Annotated in this window: 20 protein-coding genes and 2 pseudogenes; 15 read left to right on the forward strand and 7 right to left on the reverse strand. The window is 64.9% G+C overall.

Annotation, left to right across the window (positions count from 1 at the left end; genetic code table 11):
* The first annotated feature begins 2489 nt into the window (after positions 1 to 2489).
* A complete protein-coding gene (locus tag G3O06_RS28535; RefSeq protein ID WP_174973837.1) occupies positions 2490 to 2798 on the forward strand; it encodes a DUF4148 domain-containing protein in 309 nt (102 codons plus the stop codon).
* Positions 2799 to 2977: 179 nt separating this feature from the next.
* Here the strand turns inward: G3O06_RS28535 and gcvA are convergent, their stop codons facing one another.
* Positions 2978 to 3883, reverse strand: coding sequence for a transcriptional regulator GcvA (gcvA, locus tag G3O06_RS28540; RefSeq protein WP_205818244.1), 906 nt, complete (start codon positions 3881 to 3883; stop codon positions 2978 to 2980).
* Positions 3884 to 4023: 140 nt separating this feature from the next.
* Here gcvA and G3O06_RS28545 point away from each other — a divergent pair, with 140 nt between their 5' ends.
* The 3 genes from G3O06_RS28545 (at position 4024) to G3O06_RS28555 (ending at position 7799) form a co-directional block, all read left to right on the forward strand.
* Positions 4024 to 5322 carry an adenylosuccinate synthase gene (locus G3O06_RS28545; RefSeq protein WP_205818245.1) on the forward strand — a complete coding sequence of 433 codons (1299 nt, stop codon included), beginning with the start codon at positions 4024 to 4026 and terminating at the stop codon, positions 5320 to 5322.
* A gap of 299 nt (positions 5323 to 5621) precedes the next feature.
* The gene (locus G3O06_RS28550; protein ID WP_174973831.1) at positions 5622 to 6563 is read left to right on the forward strand and encodes a LysR family transcriptional regulator; all 942 of its coding nucleotides are present in this window, start codon (positions 5622 to 5624) and stop codon (positions 6561 to 6563) included.
* A 267-nt stretch (positions 6564 to 6830) separates the two neighbouring features.
* Complete coding sequence (locus G3O06_RS28555) at positions 6831 to 7799, forward strand: aliphatic sulfonate ABC transporter substrate-binding protein (RefSeq protein WP_205818246.1); 969 nt, start codon at positions 6831 to 6833, stop codon at positions 7797 to 7799.
* A 192-nt stretch (positions 7800 to 7991) separates the two neighbouring features.
* Here G3O06_RS28555 and G3O06_RS28560 read toward each other — a convergent pair whose 3' ends face one another.
* Positions 7992 to 8972, reverse strand: a complete 981-nt coding sequence (locus G3O06_RS28560) for an AraC family transcriptional regulator (RefSeq protein ID WP_174973814.1) — start codon at positions 8970 to 8972, stop codon at positions 7992 to 7994.
* A gap of 596 nt (positions 8973 to 9568) precedes the next feature.
* Here G3O06_RS28560 and G3O06_RS28565 point away from each other — a divergent pair.
* The 4 genes from G3O06_RS28565 (at position 9569) to G3O06_RS28580 (ending at position 16682) form a co-directional block, all read left to right on the forward strand.
* Positions 9569 to 10453, forward strand: a complete 885-nt coding sequence (locus G3O06_RS28565; RefSeq protein WP_175000843.1) for a LysR family transcriptional regulator — start codon at positions 9569 to 9571, stop codon at positions 10451 to 10453.
* Positions 10454 to 10683: 230 nt separating this feature from the next.
* Positions 10684 to 11940 carry an efflux RND transporter periplasmic adaptor subunit gene (locus G3O06_RS28570; protein WP_205818247.1) on the forward strand — a complete coding sequence of 419 codons (1257 nt, stop codon included), beginning with the start codon at positions 10684 to 10686 and terminating at the stop codon, positions 11938 to 11940.
* Between the two features lie 15 nt (positions 11941 to 11955).
* Positions 11956 to 15147 carry an efflux RND transporter permease subunit gene (locus G3O06_RS28575; protein WP_205818248.1) on the forward strand — a complete coding sequence of 1064 codons (3192 nt, stop codon included), beginning with the start codon at positions 11956 to 11958 and terminating at the stop codon, positions 15145 to 15147.
* 2 nt (positions 15148 to 15149) lie between these two features.
* Complete coding sequence (locus tag G3O06_RS28580; RefSeq protein ID WP_205818249.1) at positions 15150 to 16682, forward strand: efflux transporter outer membrane subunit; 1533 nt, start codon at positions 15150 to 15152, stop codon at positions 16680 to 16682.
* Between the two features lie 144 nt (positions 16683 to 16826).
* Here G3O06_RS28580 and G3O06_RS28585 read toward each other — a convergent pair whose 3' ends face one another.
* A complete protein-coding gene (locus G3O06_RS28585; RefSeq protein WP_205818250.1) occupies positions 16827 to 17540 on the reverse strand; it encodes a dienelactone hydrolase family protein in 714 nt (237 codons plus the stop codon).
* Here G3O06_RS28585 and G3O06_RS28590 point away from each other — a divergent pair.
* Positions 17539 to 17811 carry a hypothetical protein gene (locus G3O06_RS28590; RefSeq protein WP_205818251.1) on the forward strand — a complete coding sequence of 91 codons (273 nt, stop codon included), beginning with the start codon at positions 17539 to 17541 and terminating at the stop codon, positions 17809 to 17811. The two genes, G3O06_RS28585 and G3O06_RS28590, sit on opposite strands and share 2 nt — an antisense overlap.
* A 60-nt stretch (positions 17812 to 17871) precedes the next feature.
* Here the strand turns inward: G3O06_RS28590 and G3O06_RS28595 are convergent, their stop codons facing one another.
* Positions 17872 to 18183, reverse strand: coding sequence for a DUF4148 domain-containing protein (locus tag G3O06_RS28595; RefSeq protein WP_241020291.1), 312 nt, complete (start codon positions 18181 to 18183; stop codon positions 17872 to 17874).
* On the opposite strand from G3O06_RS28595, the gene G3O06_RS28600 reads away from it, so the two are divergent.
* Positions 18170 to 18433: a hypothetical protein gene (locus tag G3O06_RS28600; RefSeq protein ID WP_174981448.1), complete on the forward strand. Its 264-nt coding sequence runs from the start codon at positions 18170 to 18172 to the stop codon at positions 18431 to 18433. The two genes, G3O06_RS28595 and G3O06_RS28600, sit on opposite strands and share 14 nt — an antisense overlap.
* 67 nt (positions 18434 to 18500) lie before the next feature.
* Here the strand turns inward: G3O06_RS28600 and G3O06_RS28605 are convergent, their stop codons facing one another.
* A complete protein-coding gene (locus G3O06_RS28605; protein WP_205818253.1) occupies positions 18501 to 19466 on the reverse strand; it encodes a GlxA family transcriptional regulator in 966 nt (321 codons plus the stop codon).
* Between the two features lie 215 nt (positions 19467 to 19681).
* Here G3O06_RS28605 and G3O06_RS28610 point away from each other — a divergent pair, with 215 nt between their 5' ends.
* The 5 genes and pseudogenes from G3O06_RS28610 to G3O06_RS28630 all read left to right on the forward strand — a co-directional run bounded on the left by G3O06_RS28610 (position 19682) and on the right by G3O06_RS28630 (position 22460).
* Positions 19682 to 20323, forward strand: a complete 642-nt coding sequence (locus G3O06_RS28610) for an HD domain-containing protein (protein ID WP_011349307.1) — start codon at positions 19682 to 19684, stop codon at positions 20321 to 20323.
* 175 nt (positions 20324 to 20498) lie between these two features.
* Positions 20499 to 20674 (forward strand): annotated as a pseudogene (locus tag G3O06_RS28615) (catalase); the annotation flags it as partial.
* Positions 20675 to 20957: 283 nt separating this feature from the next.
* A complete protein-coding gene (locus G3O06_RS28620) occupies positions 20958 to 21161 on the forward strand; it encodes a DUF1289 domain-containing protein (protein WP_205818254.1) in 204 nt (67 codons plus the stop codon).
* Between the two features lie 367 nt (positions 21162 to 21528).
* Entirely contained in the window at positions 21529 to 21984 is a 456-nt protein-coding gene (locus tag G3O06_RS28625) for an antitoxin Xre/MbcA/ParS toxin-binding domain-containing protein (protein ID WP_174973792.1), read from the forward strand.
* Positions 21981 to 22460, forward strand: a complete 480-nt coding sequence (locus tag G3O06_RS28630; protein WP_205818255.1) for an RES family NAD+ phosphorylase — start codon at positions 21981 to 21983, stop codon at positions 22458 to 22460. Before G3O06_RS28625 ends, G3O06_RS28630 begins: the two co-directional genes overlap by 4 nt.
* A gap of 37 nt (positions 22461 to 22497) precedes the next feature.
* Here the strand turns inward: G3O06_RS28630 and G3O06_RS28635 are convergent.
* Both G3O06_RS28635 and G3O06_RS50055 read right to left on the reverse strand, forming a co-directional pair.
* A pseudogene (locus tag G3O06_RS28635) lies at positions 22498 to 22770 on the reverse strand (site-specific integrase); the annotation flags it as partial.
* On the reverse strand, positions 22734 to 22910 hold the full coding sequence (locus G3O06_RS50055) for an acyl-CoA dehydrogenase C-terminal domain-containing protein (RefSeq protein WP_346779561.1): 177 nt from the start codon (positions 22908 to 22910) through the stop codon (positions 22734 to 22736). The pseudogene G3O06_RS28635 and the gene G3O06_RS50055, both read right to left, overlap by 37 nt.

The following is a 22910-nucleotide window of genomic DNA, read 5'->3' on the forward strand; positions in this document are numbered from 1 at the left end:
AGGAAAATTCACGATCAGACGATCTTTGCGGAGCCCCATATCCATCTACCTTTCGGCCAAAATGCATCCCACAAGCCACTACCTTTCATACCCGGACACGGAAACCCGGCACGGGATTTGCCCTCGAGAAGGTAACCATCCATGGGAAACAAATGCGCAGAATCGAGATCGATGGGCAAATTCATGGTGCCGTGCAACACAGTCTCGTTTTCTTCCCATAACTTGCTACCTTCATCGATTCCCACAGGAGGGTACCTATCAACCGGCTCCCGCTGCGTTGGATGCGGAGATTTCGGCTGTGAACGCAGACATCGCTCCCATAAACGGCAACCCTTCGTTTTCCCCATAAAAGGTTACCTGTCAGAGGCATCGATCCTGTCCATGGGAACCAGCCACCGGAAATCGCGCGGAAATGCACTCGAGCGACCTCCAATGCGACCCATAACTGGCTACCTTTGAGGTTCCCCATAACCGGCTACCAGAGAAAAATCACTGTGAGCCCCTTCGCTCACAGATCGAAAAAAGCGCCCCATAAAAGGCTACCAACAGGCATTCCCATAGACGACTACCCAACCCGTTTCCAGGCCGATTTCCCATAACCGGGTACGCTTGCCCCATATCCACAACCCTGATTCCCCACAATCCGGTACCCCAACTCCCAAATCCACAGACCTGAAGCCCCAGACCCTTACACCTGTGCTCCCATAAATGGGTACCGAACACCTGTCAAACCCTTGTGGGATAAGGCTGTGAGCCGTCTAAAAGTAGTTAAAGAAGTAAACGTGGTTTACAAAAGATGTAAACACACGTGCGCTTGCACAGAAAGACGAACCCCATAAACCGCTACCAATGGGAGCCGTCTATGGTGCCGCAAGCCTTTCAAAGCATCGACTCAGGCCTGGAAACAAGGGTTTGGCTCCCCGTTTTGCAAGGGCTCAAGGCCCGACAAGGCTTCCAGAAGAGGTGAGTACCCACTCACATTGGTCGAAACGTAGAAACCTATGGGAGAAAAACGGGTAGAAAACCCCCGTTTCCGGGTACAGGTTCCCGTCTATGGGATCAAAACCGCGGCTCTGCGACCTTGCGAGTACCTGCTATCGACCGGCAAAGCGGATCAGCGATCCGGAAACACGAATCTCTTTGGATTCGTTCACAGCAGTTCGAAATCATCCGGGACGGCAGGCGAAGGGTTTTTTGCACTCAGACTTCCCTGTCCGTGGACAAGTTTTTTCGATTGTCTTCTCGCGCCTCTCGGCAAATTTAGCCTGTGGGCTGTGCACCGAGAAAATCGACGCGACTCGCACGGCCGCCCAGGAGGCTTCCAAATTTCTACCTTTGGCGCCACCAACCGAAGATCAATGCTGTGCCCCCGGGTCGCAATCAGAGGTTCGAGAACGGCTTCCCGCAGACCAATTGGGTTGCCGGCACCCTCTGCACACGTGGCCAGCTCCTGAGGCGATCTGGCGCACATCACGTACCAACGTGAAGATGCGGGGGATCACGAAGCTCACCGCAACCGGATTCGAGTGACGATCCCGAACATTCTCACCTTCCGACACTTCCGAATCCCGTAAAGGCTCACCGACCAGGCGAGGCCACAGGTATCGGCATGCTGTGTGGGCAGCGGCATCCACCTGGATACCGGACGGCCAAAGCCGCGGAATGAAAAGCCTGTGGTTCGCGAACGTTGTGCGATGCGCACCTGAGCAGAGTTGGACGGCTCACAAGCGTTGCCGCGACATCACGACCGTATGTGCCTGGCTCACCACGAGCGTGTGGCGGCATCGGTGCGGTACCGTCGGCGTAGTCGTGAAGCGATTCCAGCCGATGTCTTCACCGGACGCAACTCGTCCACGCCTTTCGTCATACGGACCACAGGACTACGCGGCGACGAGTTTTAGCGGCCCGGGTCACGCTGGGCATCACAGTCCAGCGATTGGTTGTTGCATCGAACGCTGCGCGCGGGGGCGATGCAATTGCGCCCGCCGCGATCGCCATGAAACCGAATCGTGGTCGTTTATGGGAGGAACCGTCGCTTGAACCGCGTCGACTGGCAACGCGACACACAGTTCGACTGCTGCTGCTGTGATCGTGATTGGTCTGATGACGGTCAGGTCACATCAAGCGTGAGCCTGCCGGTAACGCCACCCATGAAACAGTCATGGGTAACTCACATCGCGCCGCACCGCGCGGACATGACGCATCGTCGTCACTGAAGCGCGGGGGCACAGACCTTTTCCTGTCGTCGCCACAGAGCGATCCGCCAGCCGACACGCGACACACAGTTCCGGTCCTGCCGATGACAGTCGGGCTGCATCCAAGTTTTCTCCCATACGTGTATCCCCAATTCCGCCGCCACGTTGACGCCACATTTTTCGCGGCGCGGTTATGATGCACAGGTCCCGAACGCGGCATGACAACCGATCGGGACAGGGGCGGTATCTCGATGGTCTTTCAATCCGTGATAAACCAGAAAAGCGAGTTCAGCAATGCGAATCCAGATCAGAAAACTCACGTTGGCTGCTACCGCAGCCGCGTTCCTGTTCGGCTCGGCAGTTCCCGCGTTTGCGCAGACCGAGGCCAGCGCGCCCGCTGCACAGGACGCCAAGGCAGCGAAGAGCCAGGCACGCAAGGCGGCCAGGGCCCAACGCAAGGCAGAGCACAAGGCTGCGCGTGCGAAGAACAACGCCGAACTGAAGAAACTCGAAGACGCCGGTTACAAGCCGGCGGCCAATGATCCGAACTATCCGCAGAACCTGCAGAACGCGGAGAAAAAAGCCGCCGGCGCCAGTCAGTAAGCGCCGTCCGGCGGCAAGCCGCGGTTCGATCCGTGGCTTGCCGCGTGCGCCGCGGTCCCGCGGCGCACATCGAACGCAGCATTTCCGGTATCGATGAAGACAAACTCAATCCGTACGCTTGCGTTATTTGATTCGGATTCCTCTATGTATTGGCGCGCGCGACCCGCACACCGATGCAGTCAGCTCCGCCCGAGCGGCGCAGCCGCGGTTCCCGTCACCTTCAGCCAGTCCTTGAACGCACGCACCGCGTCGTCGTTCGCGCGTGCGGAGGCCACGTACGTGAAGTAGCGCCACGGCGGCAGCGCCGGTTCGCTGAACGGCTGCACGAGCCGACCTTCGGCGATGTCATCCGCGACGAGTGCGATCGGCCCCATCGCGACGCCGAGCCCGTCGAGCGCGCCTTGCAACGTCAGGTAGAAATGTTCGAGCGTGAGCGAGTGGCGCGGCACGAGATTCGGCTGTCCGGCTGCCGCAAGCCATTCGGGCCACATGCCGGGATAGGTGGCCGCGTGCAGCAGCGTGAAGCCGGCGAGATCGGCGGGCGTGTGCAACGGCCGTCCCTCCAGCAGCTTCGGCGCACACACCGGTAGCCGGACTTCGGACAGGAATTCCTCGGCAACGTAGCCGTCGATGGCCTGCGGGCCGCCGCGAACGATCAGGTCGACCTTGTCGCGCAGCTTTTCGATCGGCTCGTTCGACGTCGACAGCCGCACCTCGATGGCCGGGTGGGCAACCTGGAACGACGACAGCTTCGGCACCAGCCAGCGCAACGAAAACGTCGCGGGCGCGCTGACGCGCAGCACGCGCTGCTGTGCATGGCCGAAATGCTGCGCGGTGGCGAGCGCGATCCGGTCGAACGATGCCCCGACCTCGGCGAGATACGCACGGCCCGGGTCGGTCAGCTCGACCCGCCGGTTATGGCGTTCGAACAGCGGCCGCCCGAGCCACGCCTCCAGTTGCTGCACATGCCGGCTGATCGCGCCGTGCGTCACGCACAGTTCGTCGGCGGCCAGCGTGAAGCTGCCGAGGCGCGCGGCGGCTTCGAACGCACGCAGCGAATTCAACGGAGGGAGTCGTCGGGCCATTGCATCGTTTCGCGTGATATTTACTCACACGACAGTTCAGGTTTAATCGTTTGATCGGGTGCTCCAGCTCAGCCAATATGGCACACAAACGGCCAGCTTGGCCGAACGATTGTCTGAATTTCTCACATGGAGTGCGGAGCATGCCGAACGTGGTGGTCGTGGGCGCCCAATGGGGCGACGAAGGTAAGGGGCGCGTCGTGGACTGGCTGGCGGCACAGGCCGATCTCGTTGCACGCTACAACGGCGGCCACAACGCGGGTCATACGCTGGTCGTCGGCGGCAAGACGTACAAGCTCGCGCTGCTGCCGAGCGGCGTCGTGCGCGGCAAGCGCGGCGTGATCGGCAACGGCGTGGCGCTCGATCCGGAAGCGCTGCTCGCGGAAATCGGGCGGATGGCCGAGCTCGGGCTGTCGGTGACGCCGGACAACCTGTCGATCGCCGAGAACGCGACGCTGGTACTGCCGATCCACCGCGCGATCGACCAGGCGCAGGAGCGTCTGCGCCGCGAGCCCATCGGCACCACGCTGCGCGGGATCGGGCCGGCCTACGAGGACAAGGTCGGGCGTCGCGGGCTGCGCGTCGGCGATCTCGCGGAACCGGGCCAGCTTGCCGCCAAACTGGATGTGCTCGTCGACCACCACAACGCGTGGTTCCGCGGCCTGGGGCTCGACGAGTATTCCCGCGACACGATGCTGGCGACACTGGTCGACCTCGCGCCGCAGATCCTGCCGTTCGTGCGCCCTGTCTGGGCCGATCTCAACGACGCGACTGACCGTGGCGAACGCATCCTGTTCGAAGGGTCTCAAGCCGTGATGCTCGACATCGACTGGGGCACGTACCCGTTCGTCACGTCGTCCGGCACCGTTGCATCGGCGGCGGCGGCCGGTACGGGGCTCGGCGCGTCGAAGCTCGGCCACGTGCTGGGCGTCACCAAGGCGTATGCGACGCGGGTCGGCGGCGGCCCGTTCCTGACCGAGCTGTCCGACGCGACCGGCGAAACGCTGCGCGCACGCGGGCAGGAGTTCGGCGTGAATACCAGCCGGCCGCGCCGCTGTGGATGGCTCGATGCCGCGCAGTTGCGTCAGGCGGTCAGGATCTCGGGCATCGATTCGCTGGCGCTCACCAAGCTCGACGTGCTCGACGGTTTCGAGTCGATCGAGCTGTGCGTCGGCTACGAACTCGACGGCGCGCGGGTCGATCATCTGCCGGCAAGCCTCGATGCGCAGGCGCGCGCGAAACCCGTGTACGAGCGGTTCGACGGCTGGCGCGGCACCGTGAAGGGGATACGCGAACGTGCGGCGCTGCCGCGCGCCGCGCAGGATTTCATTTCGCGCATCGAAGCGGTCGCGGGCACACCGGTATCGATGATCACGACCGGTGCGGAGCGCGACGACACGATCGTGTCGAGCAATCCGTTCGATGTGGCCGCCGCGGCCTGATACGTCATATATGACGTGAATCGTCGGGCGGCATCGTGGTCGCCGGGTAGTTTTTGCCGATCCGGTGTCGTTCGCGCGCTGGCGCGTCCGGTCGCGTATGCGCCCGGTCCGTACGCCGCGCGTACGGCGGCTCGGCGACACGATTCGGCGTCCGGATCACGCCGCGTACGGCGAACTGGACACGTCTGCACTGCTGCTGTACTGTTCCGCACAATTCGCGCCAGACCGGCCTGCGCCGGGGTCGCCGGCACCATGGCCGCACGATGGCGCGACGTGATCTCAATCCCGGGGACAGGTCGATGGACACGTTACAGATGATGCGCATTTTCGTCCGGGTCGCGGAGGAGGGCAGCTTCACGAGCGCGGCCCAGCGCCTGGACATCACGACGGCCTACGCATCGCGGTCGGTCGCGCAGCTCGAAACGCATCTGCGCACGCGCCTGCTCAACCGCAGCACGCGCCGCATTGCGCTGACCGACGCCGGGCAGCGCTATCTCGACCGCTGCCAGCGCGTCCTCGGCTATATCGAAGAAGCGGAAGCCGAGGCGGCCGACGCACAGGCGAAGCCGTCCGGACGGTTGCATGTCCATGCGACGACGAGCTTCGGCCAGGCCTACGTGGTGCCCGCGGTCGTGCGCTACCGGCAGCGCTATCCATCGGTCGCGGTCGAGCTGACGCTGTCGCAGCACGTGCCCGACATCATCGACGAAGGCTACGACGTGTCGCTGCAGTTGAGCGCGACGGAGCTGCCCGATTCGGGGCTCGTGTCGCAGCGGCTCGGCGAGGTGCACAGCGTGCTGTGCGCGTCGCCCGCTTACCTGAAGGAGCGCGGTACGCCGCGCACCGCACGCGAACTCGAAGGCCATGCGTGCCTGCAGATGCTCACGCCCGTGTTCCCGCGCGATCGCTGGCATCTCGACGGCCCCGACGGCCCCGAGACATTCGACCTGCCGTTGCCCGATTTCCAGGTGAACATCGCCGATGCGCTCGGCGTTGCACTGCGCGCCGGTCTCGGGATCGGCTCGCTGCCGATGTCGTCCGCACTCCCTGCGCTCGCGAGCGGCGCGCTGGTGCGCGTGCTGCCCGACTACCGGCTGCAGAAGCTGACGGTCTACACGCTGTATCCGTCGCGCCAGTATCTCGATGCGAAGATCCGCACGTTCGTCGATTTCCTGCGCGAGTGCGTGCCCGAAATGCTGGCCGCCGACGAGGCTGCGCTGCACGCTTCCTGCAAGTCCTGAGGTCGCACCGTTGACGCGTGAATACGAGGCCGCGCGTCAATCGTACAAATAATATGCAGTCCTGTATTTGATGCGGATCCCGGATCCATCTGCAAGCCGGTCCCGGGCAATGATGTCCGCGTAACCGGCGTGCCCTTATGAAAGCGCTTGCTTTCGATATCGAACATCGTTGGTTCGGTGCGTGGCGCCAACCCCATAGAATCGGTTCGACCGGCTTCATCGCATGCATGCGCAAAGCCGCATCTTCTTCATCGAACCCGATACGACATGGCAGACCAACACTCCACAACCCGCCGCCGGCTCCTGCATGCCGGCCTGGCGATCGCGGCGGGCGCCGCGCATCCGGGCTTCGCGCTGGCGAGCACGTCCGGCGCGCGTACGTTGCGCATCGGCTATCAGAAAGGGCCGCTCAGCCTGCTCAAGGCGCGCGGCACGCTGCAGAGCAAGCTCGCGACACTCGGCGTGACGGTCACGTGGACCGAGTTTCCGTCAGGACCGCCGCAGCTCGAGGCGCTGAACGCGGGATCGATCGACTTCGGCGATGTCGGCGAGGCGCCGCCGATCTTCGCGCTTGCGGCGGGCGCGCCACTCGTCTATTACGCGCAGACACCGGCCGGCCCCGCGGCCGAGGCATTGGTAGTCGCGAAGGATTCGCCGGTCAAGACCTTTGCGGACCTGCGCGGCAAGCGCATCGCGCTGGTGAAGGGATCGAACACGCACTTCCTGCTGGTCCGGCTGCTGCAGTCCGCCAAGCTCAACTACGCCGACATCTCGCCGGTCTGGCTGTCGCCATCCGATGCGCGGGCCGCGTTCGAGAACCGCTCGGTCGATGCGTGGATCATCTGGGATCCGTTCCTCGCGGTAGTCCAGCAGGCGTTCGGCGCGCGCATCGTCGCGGACGGCACCGGTCTCGTCGAGAATCGCGGCTACTACTTTGCGTCGCGCACGTATGCGCAGCACAATGCCGACGTGCTGGATGCCACCGTGTCGGAACTGACGGCGGTCCAGCGATGGCTCGATGCGAACCGTGCGCAGGGCGCGGCCGAGTTCTCGAAGCTGTGGGGGATTCCGGAGCCGGCGGTGGCGCTCGCGTTTCGCCGCGCGCGCTTCGGTGTCGAGCCCGTCACGCGCGACACGCTCGCGTATCAGCAGCGCATCGCCGACGTGTTCTACCAGGCCGGCGTCCTGCCGAAACGCGTCGACGTCAGCCAGGCCGCACCGCCCGCGCTCGCGTGACGGTGCAGTCGGCCAGGCAACCCGCTCAACGGCGGAACGGCAGCGCCACATCGTCCGGAATCGGGCACACGTACGGCTGGCCGCCGGGCCGAGCAGGTCGACGCGCGGGCGTGGTCGTCGTGTTCATTGCAAGCAGCATCCCCGTGTGCGTGACTCACTGCCACGCGTGCGCCGCGCGCGTGAGGTCCCGGCCTACGGCGCGACGCGGGATAACGGTACCGCTTCGTCGCGCAGCTTCAGCACATCGCGGCCGGGCGCATCGCCGAAAAGGCGTGCGTATTCGCGGCTGAACTGCGACGCGCTCACATAGCCGACACTGCGGCACGCCTGCCGCGCGTCCATCGCCGACAGGTACATCAGGCGGCGCGCCTCCTGCAGCCGCAATACCTTCTGGCATTGCAACGGGCTCATCGACGTGACCGCACGGAAGTGGTGATGGAAGGTCGACGGGCTCATGTCCACCTGCCGCGCGAGCGATTCGACCGTCATCGGATCGAGGTAGTGGTCGCGAATCCAGGCGACCGCGCGCGAGATGCGCTGCGTCGTCGAATCGGCGAGGCCGACCTGCGCGACACGCGCACCCGACGGGCCGCGCAGCAGCCGGATGAGGATTTCGTCGACGATCAGCGGCGCGAGCAGGTCGATGTCGTCGGGTTGCGCGACCAGTTGCATCAGCCGCACGACGGCGTCGACGATTTCAGGCGGTGCTTCGTGCGTATCGAGTGCGCTGCAGTCGACGGCCTTCGGCAGTCCCAGCGGAAACACGCGCGGTGTGAGTGCGGCGATGCGGGCCGGGTCGAGTTCCAGTTGTGCATAAAGGAACGGTTCGGCCGGGCTCGCGCGCGTCACGCGGCCGGTGACGGGCACGTCGGCCGTCGCAACCAGCATCCGCGATTCGTCGATCACGTAGGTGTCGTCGCCGACCTGTGTCGATTTCGCACCCTGCCCGACGATGCTCAGGCACGCGTGGTGCACGCCATGGTTCCAGTGCGGCGGCGACGCGGAGGCGCGCGCGATGCGCAGGCCACACAAAGGGAGCTCGAACGTTCCGTCGTGCGGCGCGTAGGCAGCGATCAGCGCAGCGAGCCGGGCCGTGGGCGACCGGGCCGGCGACCGAGGATCGTGGTCGGGCGTGATGCGCTGTTGCGGCGGCGTTCGGGCGTCGATTTCCATAGTGCGTGAGCGGATGGCGGAGTGGTCGGTGCAAGGTGCGCGGTTGCGATTCCCTGTTGGTGTCCCGGCAGGTGGGCCGGCACGGCGGTCACATCGTACGGCGAGTCGCGCGCACGTGATTGCCTAAACCTGTGGGAAATTAGCCCGATCATCCGGATCTGCACGGCCGGCGACCGAGTCGCCCGTCGTTGCGCGGTGTGCAGCGCACAAATTCGGAAATTAAGGCAAAACAATCGCAGGATCGGGCAAGCCATTTCCCGGCGGTTTTCATACCATTGCACCTGCTGAAAGAAACGTGATCCAGAGCGTTCGGGTGATGCGGCCATGACCGCCGCATGGCCGGCGGAAGTTGCCGGCGTTGCCGCTGAGAACCACTGGAAAAGACTCAGGACTGCTATTCGAATGTTCATGCATCGGGCCAGCCGAGGCCGGCTTGCGTCCGTTGCATGCCGGTGCGCATCTGGCGCGAGCGTGCCGACCGACCCGGCGTAGCCGGCGTCGGTGCCGCCGCATTGGTCGGGCCGTTGCATGTCGGTCGCGACGCGGCGACGGAGCGGCGCGTCAAGGCAGTCGACCGCGCAGGGGATTCCGGACAAATGGACCAACTTCAATCGATTCGGGCATTCGTGACGGTGGCAAGGGAAGGCGGGTTTCGCCGGGCGGCGACGCGGCTTCGTGTGTCGACGGCGATGGCGAGCCGGCTGGTCGATGCGCTCGAGACGCGCCTTGGCGCACGCCTGCTTCAACGCAGCACCTGCCACCAGTCGCTGACGGAAATCGGCGAACTGTATCTCGCGCGCGTCGAGCGGATTCTCGGTGCGATCGACGAGATCGACGGCCGTTTCGTCGCGATGGGCAGCAAGCCGGAAGGCGCGTTGCGCCTTGCCGCGCCGGTCGCGTTCGGGCTCAGCCAGTTGAGCGTGTTGCTCGATCGTTTTGTGAACCGGTTCCCGGACGTGCGGCCGACCGTGACGCTGACCGATGCCCATGTCGACCTGACATCCGAAGACATCGATGTCGCGTTCCTGACCGACGGCATGCCGGTGACGGGTGCGCACGCGTTGCACACGCTGGCCGCCTACGAATCCGTGCGCGTCGCGGCGCCGGCTTATGTCGACGCGCACGGCGGCGCGGCCGCGTCGGGCGACTGGCCCGACATCACGGCCGTGCGGCTCGATCTGCCGGCGTCCGGCGATGACGATGCGGCTGCGTTTCGGCCCGACGCGGCGCCCGGCGCTAGTCCAGGCGTCGGCCATCTCGAGATGGCGCGGCGGCTGGCGGTGGCCGGCATGGGTGCCGCGGTGCTGCCCGCGTATCTCGCCGACGCCGATCTGGCGGCCGGCACGCTGGTGCGCATTGCACCGGTCCGCCCGCTCGCGCCCGTCACGCTGAAGCTCGCGCATGCGCAAACCGCGCATCTGCCGGCCGCTGCACGGGCATTCATCGAATTCGCGGGCGCCGCGTTCCGGCCCGCAAGCTAGCGGCCCGGTCGGTCGCCTCGGCAATGCCCGCCCGCCAGGGCCGCGGGCTCATGGTTCTTTTCCACGGAAGCAGTTCGACGAACGAACGCTCCGCAGGGCGCAACGCACGCCCGACATACGCGACCGCATCCGCGGCACACGGGAAGCGACAGCATTCCGGCCGCGCGTGCAGGTCACGAGGAGATCTGGTGATTCCCATTGAAGGTCGTCTATTTGTGAGAGGTCGCTCCATGCGCGTCGAACGGGTTCCATACCGCTTAATCACTGCTGCAACGGCTGCCGTTTTCCTGGCCGCGTGCGGGAAAAAAGAATCGGCACCGCCGCCGCAAACGCCGGAAGTCGGCGTCGTCACCGTCCAGCCGCAGGCCGTGCCGGCGGTCACCGAACTGCCGGGCCGTACCAGCGCGTTCCTCGTTGCGCAGGTGCGTGCACGGGTCGACGGCATCGTGTTGCGCCGTGAATTCACCGAGGGCACCGACGTGAAGGCCGGCCAGCGCCTCTACAAGATCGACACGGCGCCGTACGTCGCCGCGTTGAACAGTGCGAAGGCGACGCTCGCGAGGGCGCAGGCGAACCTCGTCACGCAGAACGCGCTGGTCGCGCGCTACAAGGTGCTGGTGGCTGCAAACGCGGTCAGCAAGCAGGACTACGACAACGCGGTAGCCACGCAAGGCCAGGCCGCGGCGGACGTCGCGGCCGGCAAGGCGGCGGTCGACACCGCGCAGATCAACCTCGGCTACACCGATGTCGTCTCGCCGGTTTCGGGCCGCGTCGGCATCTCGCAAGTGACGCCGGGCGCCTACGTGCAGGCGAGCCAGGCGACGTTGATGTCGACGGTGCAGCAACTCGACCCGGTGTATGTCGACCTCACGCAGTCGAGCCTCGACGGGCTGAAGCTGCGCCAGGACGTGCAGAGCGGCAAGCTGAAAACGAGCGGCCCGGGCGCGGCGAAAGTGTCGCTGATCCTGGAAGACGGCAAGACCTATTCGGAGCCGGGCAAGCTGCAGTTCTCGGACGTGACGGTCGACCAGACCACCGGCTCGGTCACGATCCGCGCGATCTTCCCGAACCCGGGCCGCGTGCTGCTGCCGGGCATGTTCGTGCGCGCACGGATCGAGGAAGGCGTGAACGAGAACGCGTTCCTGGTCCCGCAGATCGGCGTTTCGCACGACCAGAAGGGGCAGGCGATCGCACTGGTCGTGAACGCGGCCAACAAGGTCGAGACCCGTCCGTTGACGACGGCCGGCACGTACGGCCAGGACTGGATCGTCGAAGGCGGTCTGGAAGCGGGCGATCACGTGATCGTGCAGGGCGTCGACAAGGTGCGCCCGGGTGCGACCGTGAAGACTGTCGCGGCGCAGCTCGCAGCGGCGCCGGACGCTGCGTCCGGCACACCGGCAAGCGTCGCGAATGTGTCCGGCGCCGCGCCGGCGAGCACCGCCGCCAATGCTGCCGCGCGTTCGACCGCTGCGTCGGCCGCGCAATAACAAGGAGTCCGTTTCATGGCCAAGTTCTTTATCGATCGCCCGATCTTTGCGTGGGTGATCGCGATCGTGCTGATGCTGGCCGGCGTAGCATCGATCTTCAAGATGCCGATCGCGCAGTATCCGACGATCGCACCGCCGACGATCCAGATCCAGGCGAACTATCCGGGCGCTTCCGCGAAGACGGTGGAAGACACGGTGACGCAGGTGATCGAGCAGCAGATGAGCGGTCTCGACAACTTCCTGTACATGTCGTCGACCAGCGATGACTCGGGCAACGCGACGATCACGCTGACCTTCTCGCCGGGCACCAATCCGGACGTCGCGCAGGTGCAGGTGCAGAACAAGCTGTCGCTCGCGACGCCGAACCTGCCGCAGGTCGTGCAGCAGCTCGGCATGCAGGTCACGAAGTCGAGCAGCAACTGGCTGATGTGGTTCGCGTTCAACTCCGAGGACGGCAGCATGTCGAAGGAGGACCTGACGAACTACGTGGCGTCGCACGTGCTCGATCCGCTCAGCCGCGTGAACGGCGTCGGCCAGACGCTGCTGCTCGGTTCGCAGTTCTCGATGCGCATCTGGCTCGACCCGATCAAGCTGACCAACTACAGCCTCACGCCGACCGACGTGTCGGCGGCGATCACGCAGCAGAACGTGCAGATCGCGGGCGGCCAGATCGGCGGCACGCCGGCGAAGCCGGGCACCATGCTGCAGGCGACGATCACCGAATCGACGCTGCTGCGCACGCCCGAGCAGTTCGGCAACATCCTGCTGAAGGTCAACCAGGACGGTTCGCAGGTTCGCCTGAAGGACGTCGGCCGCGCGGCGCTGGGTTCGGAAAACTACACGTTCGACACGAAGTACATGGGGCAGCCGACGGCCGGCCTCGGCATCCAGCTCGCGACCGGCGCGAACGCGCTCGCAACCGCGACCGCGCTGCGGGCCAAGATCGACGAACTGTCGAAGTACTTCCCGCACGGTCTCGTCGTCCACTATCCGTACGACACGACGCCGTTCGTGCGCCTGTCGATCGAGGAAGTGGTCAAGACGCTGCTCGAAGGTATCGTGCTCGTGTTCCTCGTGATGTACCTGTTCCTGCAGAACCTGCGGGCGACGATCATCCCGACGATCGCGGTGCCGGTCGTGCTGCTCGGCACGTTTGCGATCATGGGCCTCGCCGGCTTCTCGATCAACACGCTGTCGATGTTCGGCCTCGTGCTCGCAATCGGCCTGCTGGTGGACGATGCGATCGTGGTGGTGGAGAACGTCGAGCGCGTGATGGCGGAAGAGGGGCTGTCACCGAAGGAGGCGACCCGCAAGGCGATGGGCCAGATCACCGGCGCACTCGTGGGCGTGGCGCTCGTGCTGTCGGCGGTGTTCGTGCCGGTGGCGTTCTCGGGTGGCTCGGTCGGCGCGATCTATCGTCAGTTCTCGCTGACGATCGTGTCGGCGATGGTGCTGTCGGTGCTCGTCGCGTTGATTCTGACGCCGGCCCTGTGCGCGACGATCCTCAAGCCGATCCCGCAAGGGCATCACGAGGAGAAGAAGGGCTTCTTCGGCTGGTTCAACCGGACCTTCGATCGCAGCCGCGATCGCTATACGGGCGGCGTGAACCATGTGATCCGACGCTCGGGCCGCTGGCTCGTGATCTACCTGGCCGTGTTCATCGCGGTCGGTGTGATGTTCGTGCGCCTGCCGAAGTCGTTCCTGCCGGATGAAGACCAGGGCTACATGTTCATGATCGTGCAGACGCCGTCCGGCTCCACGCAGGAAACGACCGGCAAGACGCTCGACAACATCAACACGTACCTGACCACCACGGAGAAGGATGTGGTCGACTCGGTGTTCACGGTCAACGGCTTCAGCTTCGCCGGCCGCGGCCAGAACGCCGGTCTCGTGTTCGTGAAGCTGAAACCGTACGAGCATCGCCAGCGTTCGGACCAGAAGGTGCAGGCGCTGATCGGCCGGACCTTCGCGCACTACTCGCAGTACAAGGAAGCGATGGTGATCCCGTTCAACCCGCCGTCGATTCCCGAGCTCGGGACGGCCGCCGGCTTCGACTTCGAGCTGACGGACAACGCGGGTCTCGGCCACGAAGCGCTGATGGCCGCGCGCGGGCAGTTGCTCGGGATGGCCGCGAAGGATTCGTCGCTGGCGCTCGTGCGCCCGAACGGCCTGAACGATACGCCGCAGTACAAGGTCGACATCGACCGCGAGAAGGCGAATGCGCTCGGCGTGACGGCTGCCGCGATCGACCAGACGTTCTCGATCGCATGGGCGTCGCAGTACGTGAACAACTTCCTGGATACGGACGGCCGGATCAAGAAGGTGTACGTGCAGTCGGACGCACCGTTCCGGATGACACCGGAAGACATGAACATCTGGTACGTGCGCAACAGTGCGGGCGGCATGGTGCCGTTCAGCGCGTTCTCGACCGGCCACTGGAGCTACGGTTCGCCGAAGCTCGAGCGCTACAACGGCGTGTCGTCGATCGAGATCCAGGGGCAGGCCGCGGAGGGCAAGTCGACCGGCCAGGCGATGGCCGCAATGGAAGCGCTCGCAAGCAAGCTGCCGGAAGGTATCGGCTACTCGTGGACGGGCTTGTCGTTCCAGGAAATCCAGTCGGGCTCGCAGGCACCGATCCTGTATGCGATCTCGATCCTCGTCGTGTTCCTGTGTCTCGCGGCGCTGTATGAAAGCTGGTCGATCCCGTTCTCGGTGATCATGGTCGTGCCGCTCGGCGTGGTCGGCGCGCTGCTCGCGACGATGCTGCGCGGCCTCGAGAACGACGTGTTCTTCCAGGTCGGCCTGCTGACCACCGTGGGCCTGTCCGCGAAGAACGCGATCCTGATCGTCGAGTTCGCCCGCGAGTTGCAGACGAAAGAGAACATGGGGCCGGTGCGCGCGGCGATCGAGGCGGCGCGCCTGCGGCTGCGTCCGATCCTGATGACGTCGCTCGCATTCATGCTCGGCGTGCTGCCGCTTGCGATCAGCAACGGCGCGGGTTCGGCCAGCCAGCACGCAATCGGCACGGGCGTGATCGGCGGGATGATCACGGCGACGTTCCTCGCGATTTTCATGATCCCGATGTTCTTCGTGCGGATTCGCGCGATCTTCAGCGGCGAGACGGAAAACGTCGATGACGCATGGCGTCTCGTGCAGGGCGACCTGCAGCGCGGTCACGACGACGCACACGATTCGAAGGGGCAGTAACGATGCAAAAACACGTTTTGACTGCAACCGCGGCCGCCCTGGCTGCCGCGTTGTTCGCCGCGGGCTGCACGATGGCGCCGCATTACAAGCGGCCCGATGCGCCCGTCGCGCAGGCGTACCCGGCCGGCGGCGTCTATGCGACGCAGCCGGGTGCGGCCGGCGCGCGCAGCGCGAACGGCCAGGCGGCGACCGCCATCGGCTGGCGCGAGTTCTTCGTCGATCCGCGCCTGCAGCGGCTGATCGAGATCGCGCTGAAAAACAACCGCGACCTGCGCGTGTCGGTGCTGAACATCGAGGCGGCGCGCGCGCAGTACCAGATCACGCGCGCGGGGTTGTTCCCGACGCTCGACGGCACCGGTACCGGCAGCATCCAGCGTTTCCCGGCCGGTGTGTCGACGACGCAGCAGCCGCTGATCACGCGAAGCTACAACGTCGGGCTGTCCGCGTCGTGGGAGCTCGACCTGTTCGGCCGCGTGCAGAGCCTGAAGGACCAGGCGCTCGCGCAGTACCTGTCGACCGCGTATGCGCGGCAGGCGTCGGAGATCTCGCTGGTGTCGCAGGTGGCTGATCAGTACCTGACGCTGCTGTCGACCGACGATCTGCTGAAGGTCACGGAGAACACGCTGAAGTCCGCGCAGGACTCGTACAACCTGACGAAGCTGCAGTTCGACAACGGCACGGGCTCCGAGCTCGAGCTGCGTCAGGCGCAGACGGTGGTCGAGACGGCGCTTGCGAACCAGCAGGCGCAGGCACGGGCACGCGCACAGGCGCTCAACATGCTGGTGCAACTGATCGGCGAGCCGCTGCCGGATGACCTGCCGGCAGGTATGCCGCTCGACGCGCAGAACCTGCTGACGGACGTGCCGGCTGGCCTTCCGTCCGACCTGCTGACGCGTCGCCCCGACGTGATGCAGGCCGAGCAATCGCTGCTGGCCGCGAATGCGAACATCGGTGCGGCGCGCGCGGCGTTCTTCCCGAAGATCTCGCTGACAGCCGCGTTCGGCACGGCGAGCCCGACGCTCGGCGGCCTGTTCAAGGCCGGCACGGCGGCGTGGTCGTTCGCGCCGAACATCGCGCTGCCGATCTTCGAGGGCGGCTCGAACATCGCGAACCTCGATCTTGCGCATGTGCAGAAGCGCATCGAGATCGCGAACTACGAGAAGGCGATCCAGTCGGCATTCCGTGAAGTGTCGGATGGCCTTGCCGCACGCGGCACGTACGACCAGCAGATCGCGGCGCTGGAGCGCAACGAGCACGCGGAGCAGCGACGTTTCGACCTGTCGGACCTGCGTTACAGGAACGGCGTCGACAGCTACCTGTCGGTGCTGACCGCGCAGACCGACCTGTACTCGGCACAGCAGTCGCTGATCAGCGCACGTCTGGCACGCTGGACCAACCTGGTCAACCTGTACCGTTCGCTGGGCGGCGGGTGGGTCGAGCGGGCCGGCGAGACGCCGCGCGCACCGGATGCACCGGTCGATTACGACAAGGCGGCTGCTCCGGCGCCTGCGTCGGCAGCGGTGACGAACGGGTAAGCAAGACCACGGGCAGGGGCAAGAAGCCATTACCCCTGGTCGCGGAGGCTGCCCTACGCGAAAACGAAAACGCCACGGATGAAAATCCGTGGCGTTTCTTTTTACGTAGCCTTCGTAGCCGCTCGCGTTGGAAGCGGCGTTACGTTACCCCTGCTTTTCCCAAAGCGTGCGGCCGAAGAACGTCAGCGTGCGATCCCACGCCATTTGCGACCACACCGGATCGAACTGCGTACCGGCGATGCGGCCGGGGCCGACGGCCGTTTCGTTCGCGAACGCGTGATGCGCGAGATAGCGATGGAATTCGACATTGACCTTCGCATCGGTCAGCTTCTGCTCGAGCGCATCGACCTGGTCGATCGCGAAGAACGCGTCCTGCGTGCCCCAGTGGCCCATCAGCGGCACCTTGAGCTTCGCCGGATCGAGGTAGTCGAGCGGCGGGAAGCCGTACCACGTGACGCCCGCGTCCGCATCGGCGAACTGCAGCGACAGCAGCGTGAGTGCGCCGCCCATGCAGTAGCCCGTCACCGCGACACGCGAGGCAAGCGTCTTCAGATGCGTCACGGCGCCCGGAATGTCCTGCGACGCCGCGTCGCCGAAATCGAGGCCAGTCATCAGGTGATGCGCTTCTTCTTCCTCGACCGTCGACTTGCCGCGATACAGGTCGGGCACGAGCGCGAAGTAGCCGCAGCGCGCGAGGCGATCCGCGACGCCGCGGATCTGGTCGTTCAGCCCCCACCATTCCTGGATGACGACGACCGCGGGCGCGCCTTCGGTCTTTGCCGGCGTAGCGAGATAGCCTTGCAGTTCCTGGCCGTCCGGGCGTCGAAACGTGATCATGGAACCGGATGTTTGAGACATGAAACCGCTCCTTTTCGAAAAATGCGATGAGTGCGGCATCGGGGCCGGCCTGCGGGCGCGGCGACGATCGGGCAAGCCGGGCGTCGTGGTTCCGCTCGCGTTCGTTTCGGCCGGCGCCGACCACGCGGCCATTCTATGCGCAAACACCGGCTGCCGGCGTGAACGGCGCCGCGTGGCGCGCGATCAGCAAGATCGCATCGATCGCATCGATCGAGGAGCGCGATCCGTTCCCGGAGCGGACGACCGGAAACGAAACACCCCGCCCCGATGAACGGGAGCGGGGTGTTTCGTTTGCCGCGCGCGTATCGGAATACGCGGGCGTGTGTATGGCTTACTGGCCGAAATACACGGAGTCGCGGCCTTCCTGCTTGACCGCGATCGCGCGGCCGGCGCGTACGCCAGCGGCGGCTTGCGCGCCGTAGCCGGTTTCATCGGCATTCGTCACGCGGGCCTGTGCGGTCTGCAGCGCACGCGGGTAGTACTGGTCGGAGACTTCGGGCTTGTAGCCGGCCTGTTCGAGCTGGACGAGTTCCGCGCGCACCTGGGCACGCGTCAGCTGACCCGACTGGTTCGATTGTGCGAATGCGCCGTACGAGGCGGACAGGGCGGTTGCGGCGACGACAGCGTAGATGAACGACTTCATGATGACCTCCGGATTCATTGATTTCGCGCTTCGCTTGTTGCGTTCAGCGGTTGATTGCATCGTAGCGATCACGTTACCGGTCGGAAATACGCGTTCCAGTGAATCATTATTGCAACTGGGTAAACGATCTGGGCTGGCGGGCATTTCATCTGATGATTGCGGGGCTGTCCGGCGCTCGGCAGGGGCTGCGGATGGCGCTTCGAGTGGGGCGATGTCATCGATCGGCCGAGGCCATACAACGATCAGTTAAATCGCATTCCGAAGTATTTGGGCGAGGCCGTTTATATCGTTCGTGCAGTATCGCGCACACAGCGGCGTCACTCGGCCAGGACCGCCTGCCGCTTCCTGTATTCGGCGGGCGTGATTCCGACGTGCCGGGTGAACGACCGCCTGAGCGTATCGACATTCGCGAAGCCGCATTTCGCGGCGACCTGTTTCGGTGTGTCGTGGCCGTTCTCGAGCAGCTGGCGGGCGGCAGAAATGCGGGTTGCCTCGACCCATGCGGCCGGCGTCATGCCGACTTCCGTGCGGAACAGCCGCGCGAAGTGGCGCGGGCTCATGCCTGCGTGCTTCGCCATCTCCGCCACCGAATGCTCGAGTTCCGGATTCGCCGCGATCCAGCGCTGGACCTCCTGCAGCACCGAACGTCCGGCGGGGCGCGCCTCACCCTTGCGGCTGAACTGGAGTTGCCCGCCAGGGCGCTTGAAGAACATGACCAGTTGCGCGGCGACGCGCCGCGCGATCTCGCGGCCGAGATCTTCCTCGACCAGCGCGAGCGCGAGATCGAGCCCGGCCGTGACACCGGCGCCGGTGCGCAGCTTGCCGTCGCGCACGTACAGTGCGTCTGCGTCGACGGCGAGCGACGGATAGGCTTCGGCAAGCGCGTCGGCGGCAGCCCAGTGCGTGGTCAGGTGACGCCCTTTCAGCAGGCCGGTGGCCGCGAGGATGAACGCGCCGGTGCAGATCGAGCCGTAGCGCTTGCTTTGCACGGCCGCCGACCGCAGCCACGCGAGGACGTCGGTGCGCAGTGCGATCCGGCCGGCGCTCGGCGCGCCGGCGACCAGCAGCGTGTCGATGCGCTCCGGAATGTCGGGAACGATCCAGTCGGGCAGCAACTGCGCACCGGACGAACTGCGGATCGGACCGGACTCGCTCGCAATGATCCGCAACGTATAGAACGGCTTCCCGCATTCGGCGTTCGCTTGCGCGAAGACGTCGAGCGGTGCGGAGACATCGAGCAGTTGAACGCCCGGAACGGCGAAAATTCCCACGACCTTCGGCATGATCGATAGCGTGTTGTGTCGAACGTGACGGGTAGCAGTATAGAGGCGCCATGCGGTGCATGGGGCCGGCGGCCGAGCCTGTTTCCGGCGTTCTTCCTGCCGTGCGGGCACCGTGTCCGTCCGTCGCGCAAAATGGCAGGATTTGACGTAACACGTCTATTGAAGACAGCTATCGGACTCCGGAGAATCAAGGGTGTTTCCAATGGAGGTCGATCATGACTGAGAACGTTGCAGGCATCACCATTCCCGATAGCCAACTGACGCGCGAGATCACCGAGCTCGTTCGCGATACCGCGTCTCCGTTGCTGTTCCATCATTCCAGCCGCGTCTTCTATTTCGCGGCGCTCGCGGGCCAGCGGCGCGGGCTCAAATACGATCCCGAACTGCTCTACTGCGGCTGCATGTTCCATGACATGGGGCTCACGCACAAGCACAGCAGCGCATGCGAGCGTTTCGAAGTGGACGGCGCCAACGCCGCCCGCGATTTCCTGAAGGGGAAGGGCATCTCGCAACAGGATATCGACGTCGTGTGGACGTCGATCGCGTTGCATACCACGCCGGGCATCCCGCAGCACATGCATCCGGTGATCGCGCTCGTTACCGCGGGCGTCGAGATGGACGTGCTGGGCCTGACGTACCCGGAATACAGCGACGTCGAACGCGAGGCTGTCGTCCGTGCGCATCCGCGTACGCCGCACTTCAAGGAAGACATCATTCAGGCGTTCTACGACGGGATCAAGCACAAGCCCGACACGACGTTCGGCAACGTCAAGGCCGACGTGCTCGCAGACAAGGATCCGCATTTCCATGCGGGCAATTTCTGCAGCGTGATCCGGTCTTCCGCGTGGGCAGGGTGATTGCTCGTGGTATGGCGCACGATCGCGGGTACTGAACGGGGATCGTGCGCAGAACGTGAATCGTGGCTCATCAATTATTGAGGACTACGATCATGTATGAGAAATCACATGATCGAACGCGGACCGCCGTGAACAACGCAACGGTCGGCGCAACACCAACATCCAGAGGGCCGACCCCGCGCTGTTGCAGGACGTCTGGCTGATCGCACAGTGATCCCGGAGCGGCGCATGCATGTGAAGGGTGCCGGCGCGTACGGCGCGTTTGCCGTGACGCAAGACAGCAGCCGATACACGAGGGCGGAAACCTTCTCGACAATCGGCATGCAGACGCTAATGCATGCACGCTTTCGACGGTCGCCGACGCACGTGGTACGGCAGAAGCCGTTGGACAACGCCGCGCGTCAGATCGCCGGGGTGTCGAAGAGCATCCTTCAGCGGCAAATCGACAACTGCGCGAAGGCCGATCCGGCTGATGGCGCGGGCATCGCGGCGGCACAGGTGCGGTTGGCGTCGGCGTCGAAGCAAGCGGGGCGGGCGCGTGGTGCGGCTCAGACCGCATCGTCAGTGGAAAGGTACCCGTTTATGGGGCGAGATTCATTGCGCTGCCGGATTTTCAACCAAGACGAGTGTTCCAATGACTTCCACGCTTCACGACGTACCCGACAGCCCCTGTGTCGGTGTGTGCTCGACGCTGTTCGACGAAGTCTGCAAGGGGTGCGGCCGAACGGCCGGCGAGGTCTCGCACTGGGTGTTCATGAACGACGACGAGAAACGCGCGGTATGGGAACGCATCCGGTGCGAGGGCACGGCGATGCGTTTCCGTCGTGACGGACGGTGATTCGCCGGGAGTAGCGTTCCGGGTGACGGGGGCCACGCTTGATGAACGCCTGCCCGTCCTGATCGAACTGCTCGACCTTGTCTGGAAGGACGAGCCAGCGGAATGGGAGTGGATGAGGCCAGTAAAAAAGTTGTTACGTGACAACCGCCCGACGCTTTTCATGACTTTATATACTGAATGGTTGCACTTCCTCACCGGGGCGAATCTTCGATTCGCGACCACGGAAACTTGCCTCCAGACAGGCGGGTCCCGCCTGCTCCCGCCTTCGCGGAAGCCCTGACGAGCGCCACCGGCGCGCCCGTTATCCACATCCCGCACGTTTTCGGCAAAACGCCTATAATGATTGGGCAAATTGCCGGGAGAGGTCATGAGCACCATTGCTTTCCATCCTTCGGGTGTCGCGCATCCGCGTCAGGCCGAATTCACGATTCTCGAACAGCTGCTGGCGATCCGCGTCCGATCGGGGGCCGATCTTGCCGAGCTGGCGAGCGCGCGCGTCGATGTCTCGGTGATCGACCGGCTGTCCGAGCGCGGGCTGAAATCCGACGAGCTGGCGTTCATCATTCCTCGCCGCACGCTGAGCCATCGCCGCCAGGCGCACGAACGCTTGTCGCACGAGGAATCCGACAAGGCGATCCGTCTCGCGCGCATCGTCGCGCAGGCGACGGCCACGTTCGGTGACCAGGACAAGGCGATGGCGTGGCTGCGCAACGGGCTTCAGCGCTTCGGCGGCCGCACGTCGCTCGACATGGCGAGCACCGAGCATGGCGCGCGGCTCGTCGAGGAAGTGCTCACGCAGATCGACGAGGGGTACTTCGCTTGACAACGCTGTGGCGGATCAGCAATTTCGCCGACCTGAAAGGCATCGGCGGGTTGCGTGCCGGCGGGCGTTGGCATTTTGCCGGGCAGCCCGTCGTGTATCTCGCCGAGCATCCGGCGCTTGCGCTGCTCGAGACACTCGTTCATTTCGAAATCGCCACGGTCGTGCAATTGCCGAGTGGGTACCAGTTGCTTCGCGTCGAGGTGGCCGATTCGGTCGATATCGCCGAAATTTCGGAAGGCGACGCGCCGGACGACTGGCGAACCAACGTCGACTGGACCCGCAGCGCCGGCACCGAGTGGCTGCACACGCAGCCGAGCGCGCTGCTGCGCGTGCCGAGCGTTGTCGTGCCGCACGCGCACAACTTCCTGCTGAATCCGCTGCATCCGGCCGCTTCCGAGGCCCGTATTGTCGAAGTCATGCAATCGCCGTACGACACCCGGATTCTGCGGCTGGTTCAGTCGAAGCCGGGCGAATAGCGCGCCTGACCTCACGCGGCACACGCCGGGCGCGGGATCAGCGCTCGTGTGCGGCGCGATCCGCGGCCGCATCGGGCGGCAGCGTCTGCCGGATGCGCGTGACCGTTCGTGTACTGACGAGACCGAGCATTGCACTGACGTCGGCATGCGCATGGCCGGCAAGCAACTGGCGGCGCGCATACGTATTGCGCAGCACGCGCGGGCTCATGTCCGCCGCGTGGAAGCCGATCGAGGTCAGCGCGTCGCGCACCACGAGCAGCAGGAACATGTCGTTCATCGCGCCACCGCCGCGCGGCGCGGGAAACAGCAACACGGATGCCGGCGCGTCTGCCATCCGCACGCCACGGTGCCGAGCAGGTCGAGAAACGGCACGGATACAGCCAGCGCGCGCTTGGGTGTTTCAGCATAAGTGTCAGCCAGGTAATCAACAGCACGGGACAGCTCGCCGAT

Origin of the sequence: Burkholderia sp. Ac-20345 (genome assembly GCF_017104825.1) — a bacterium.
GTDB classification, from domain to species: Bacteria; Pseudomonadota; Gammaproteobacteria; order Burkholderiales; family Burkholderiaceae; genus Burkholderia; species Burkholderia lata_B.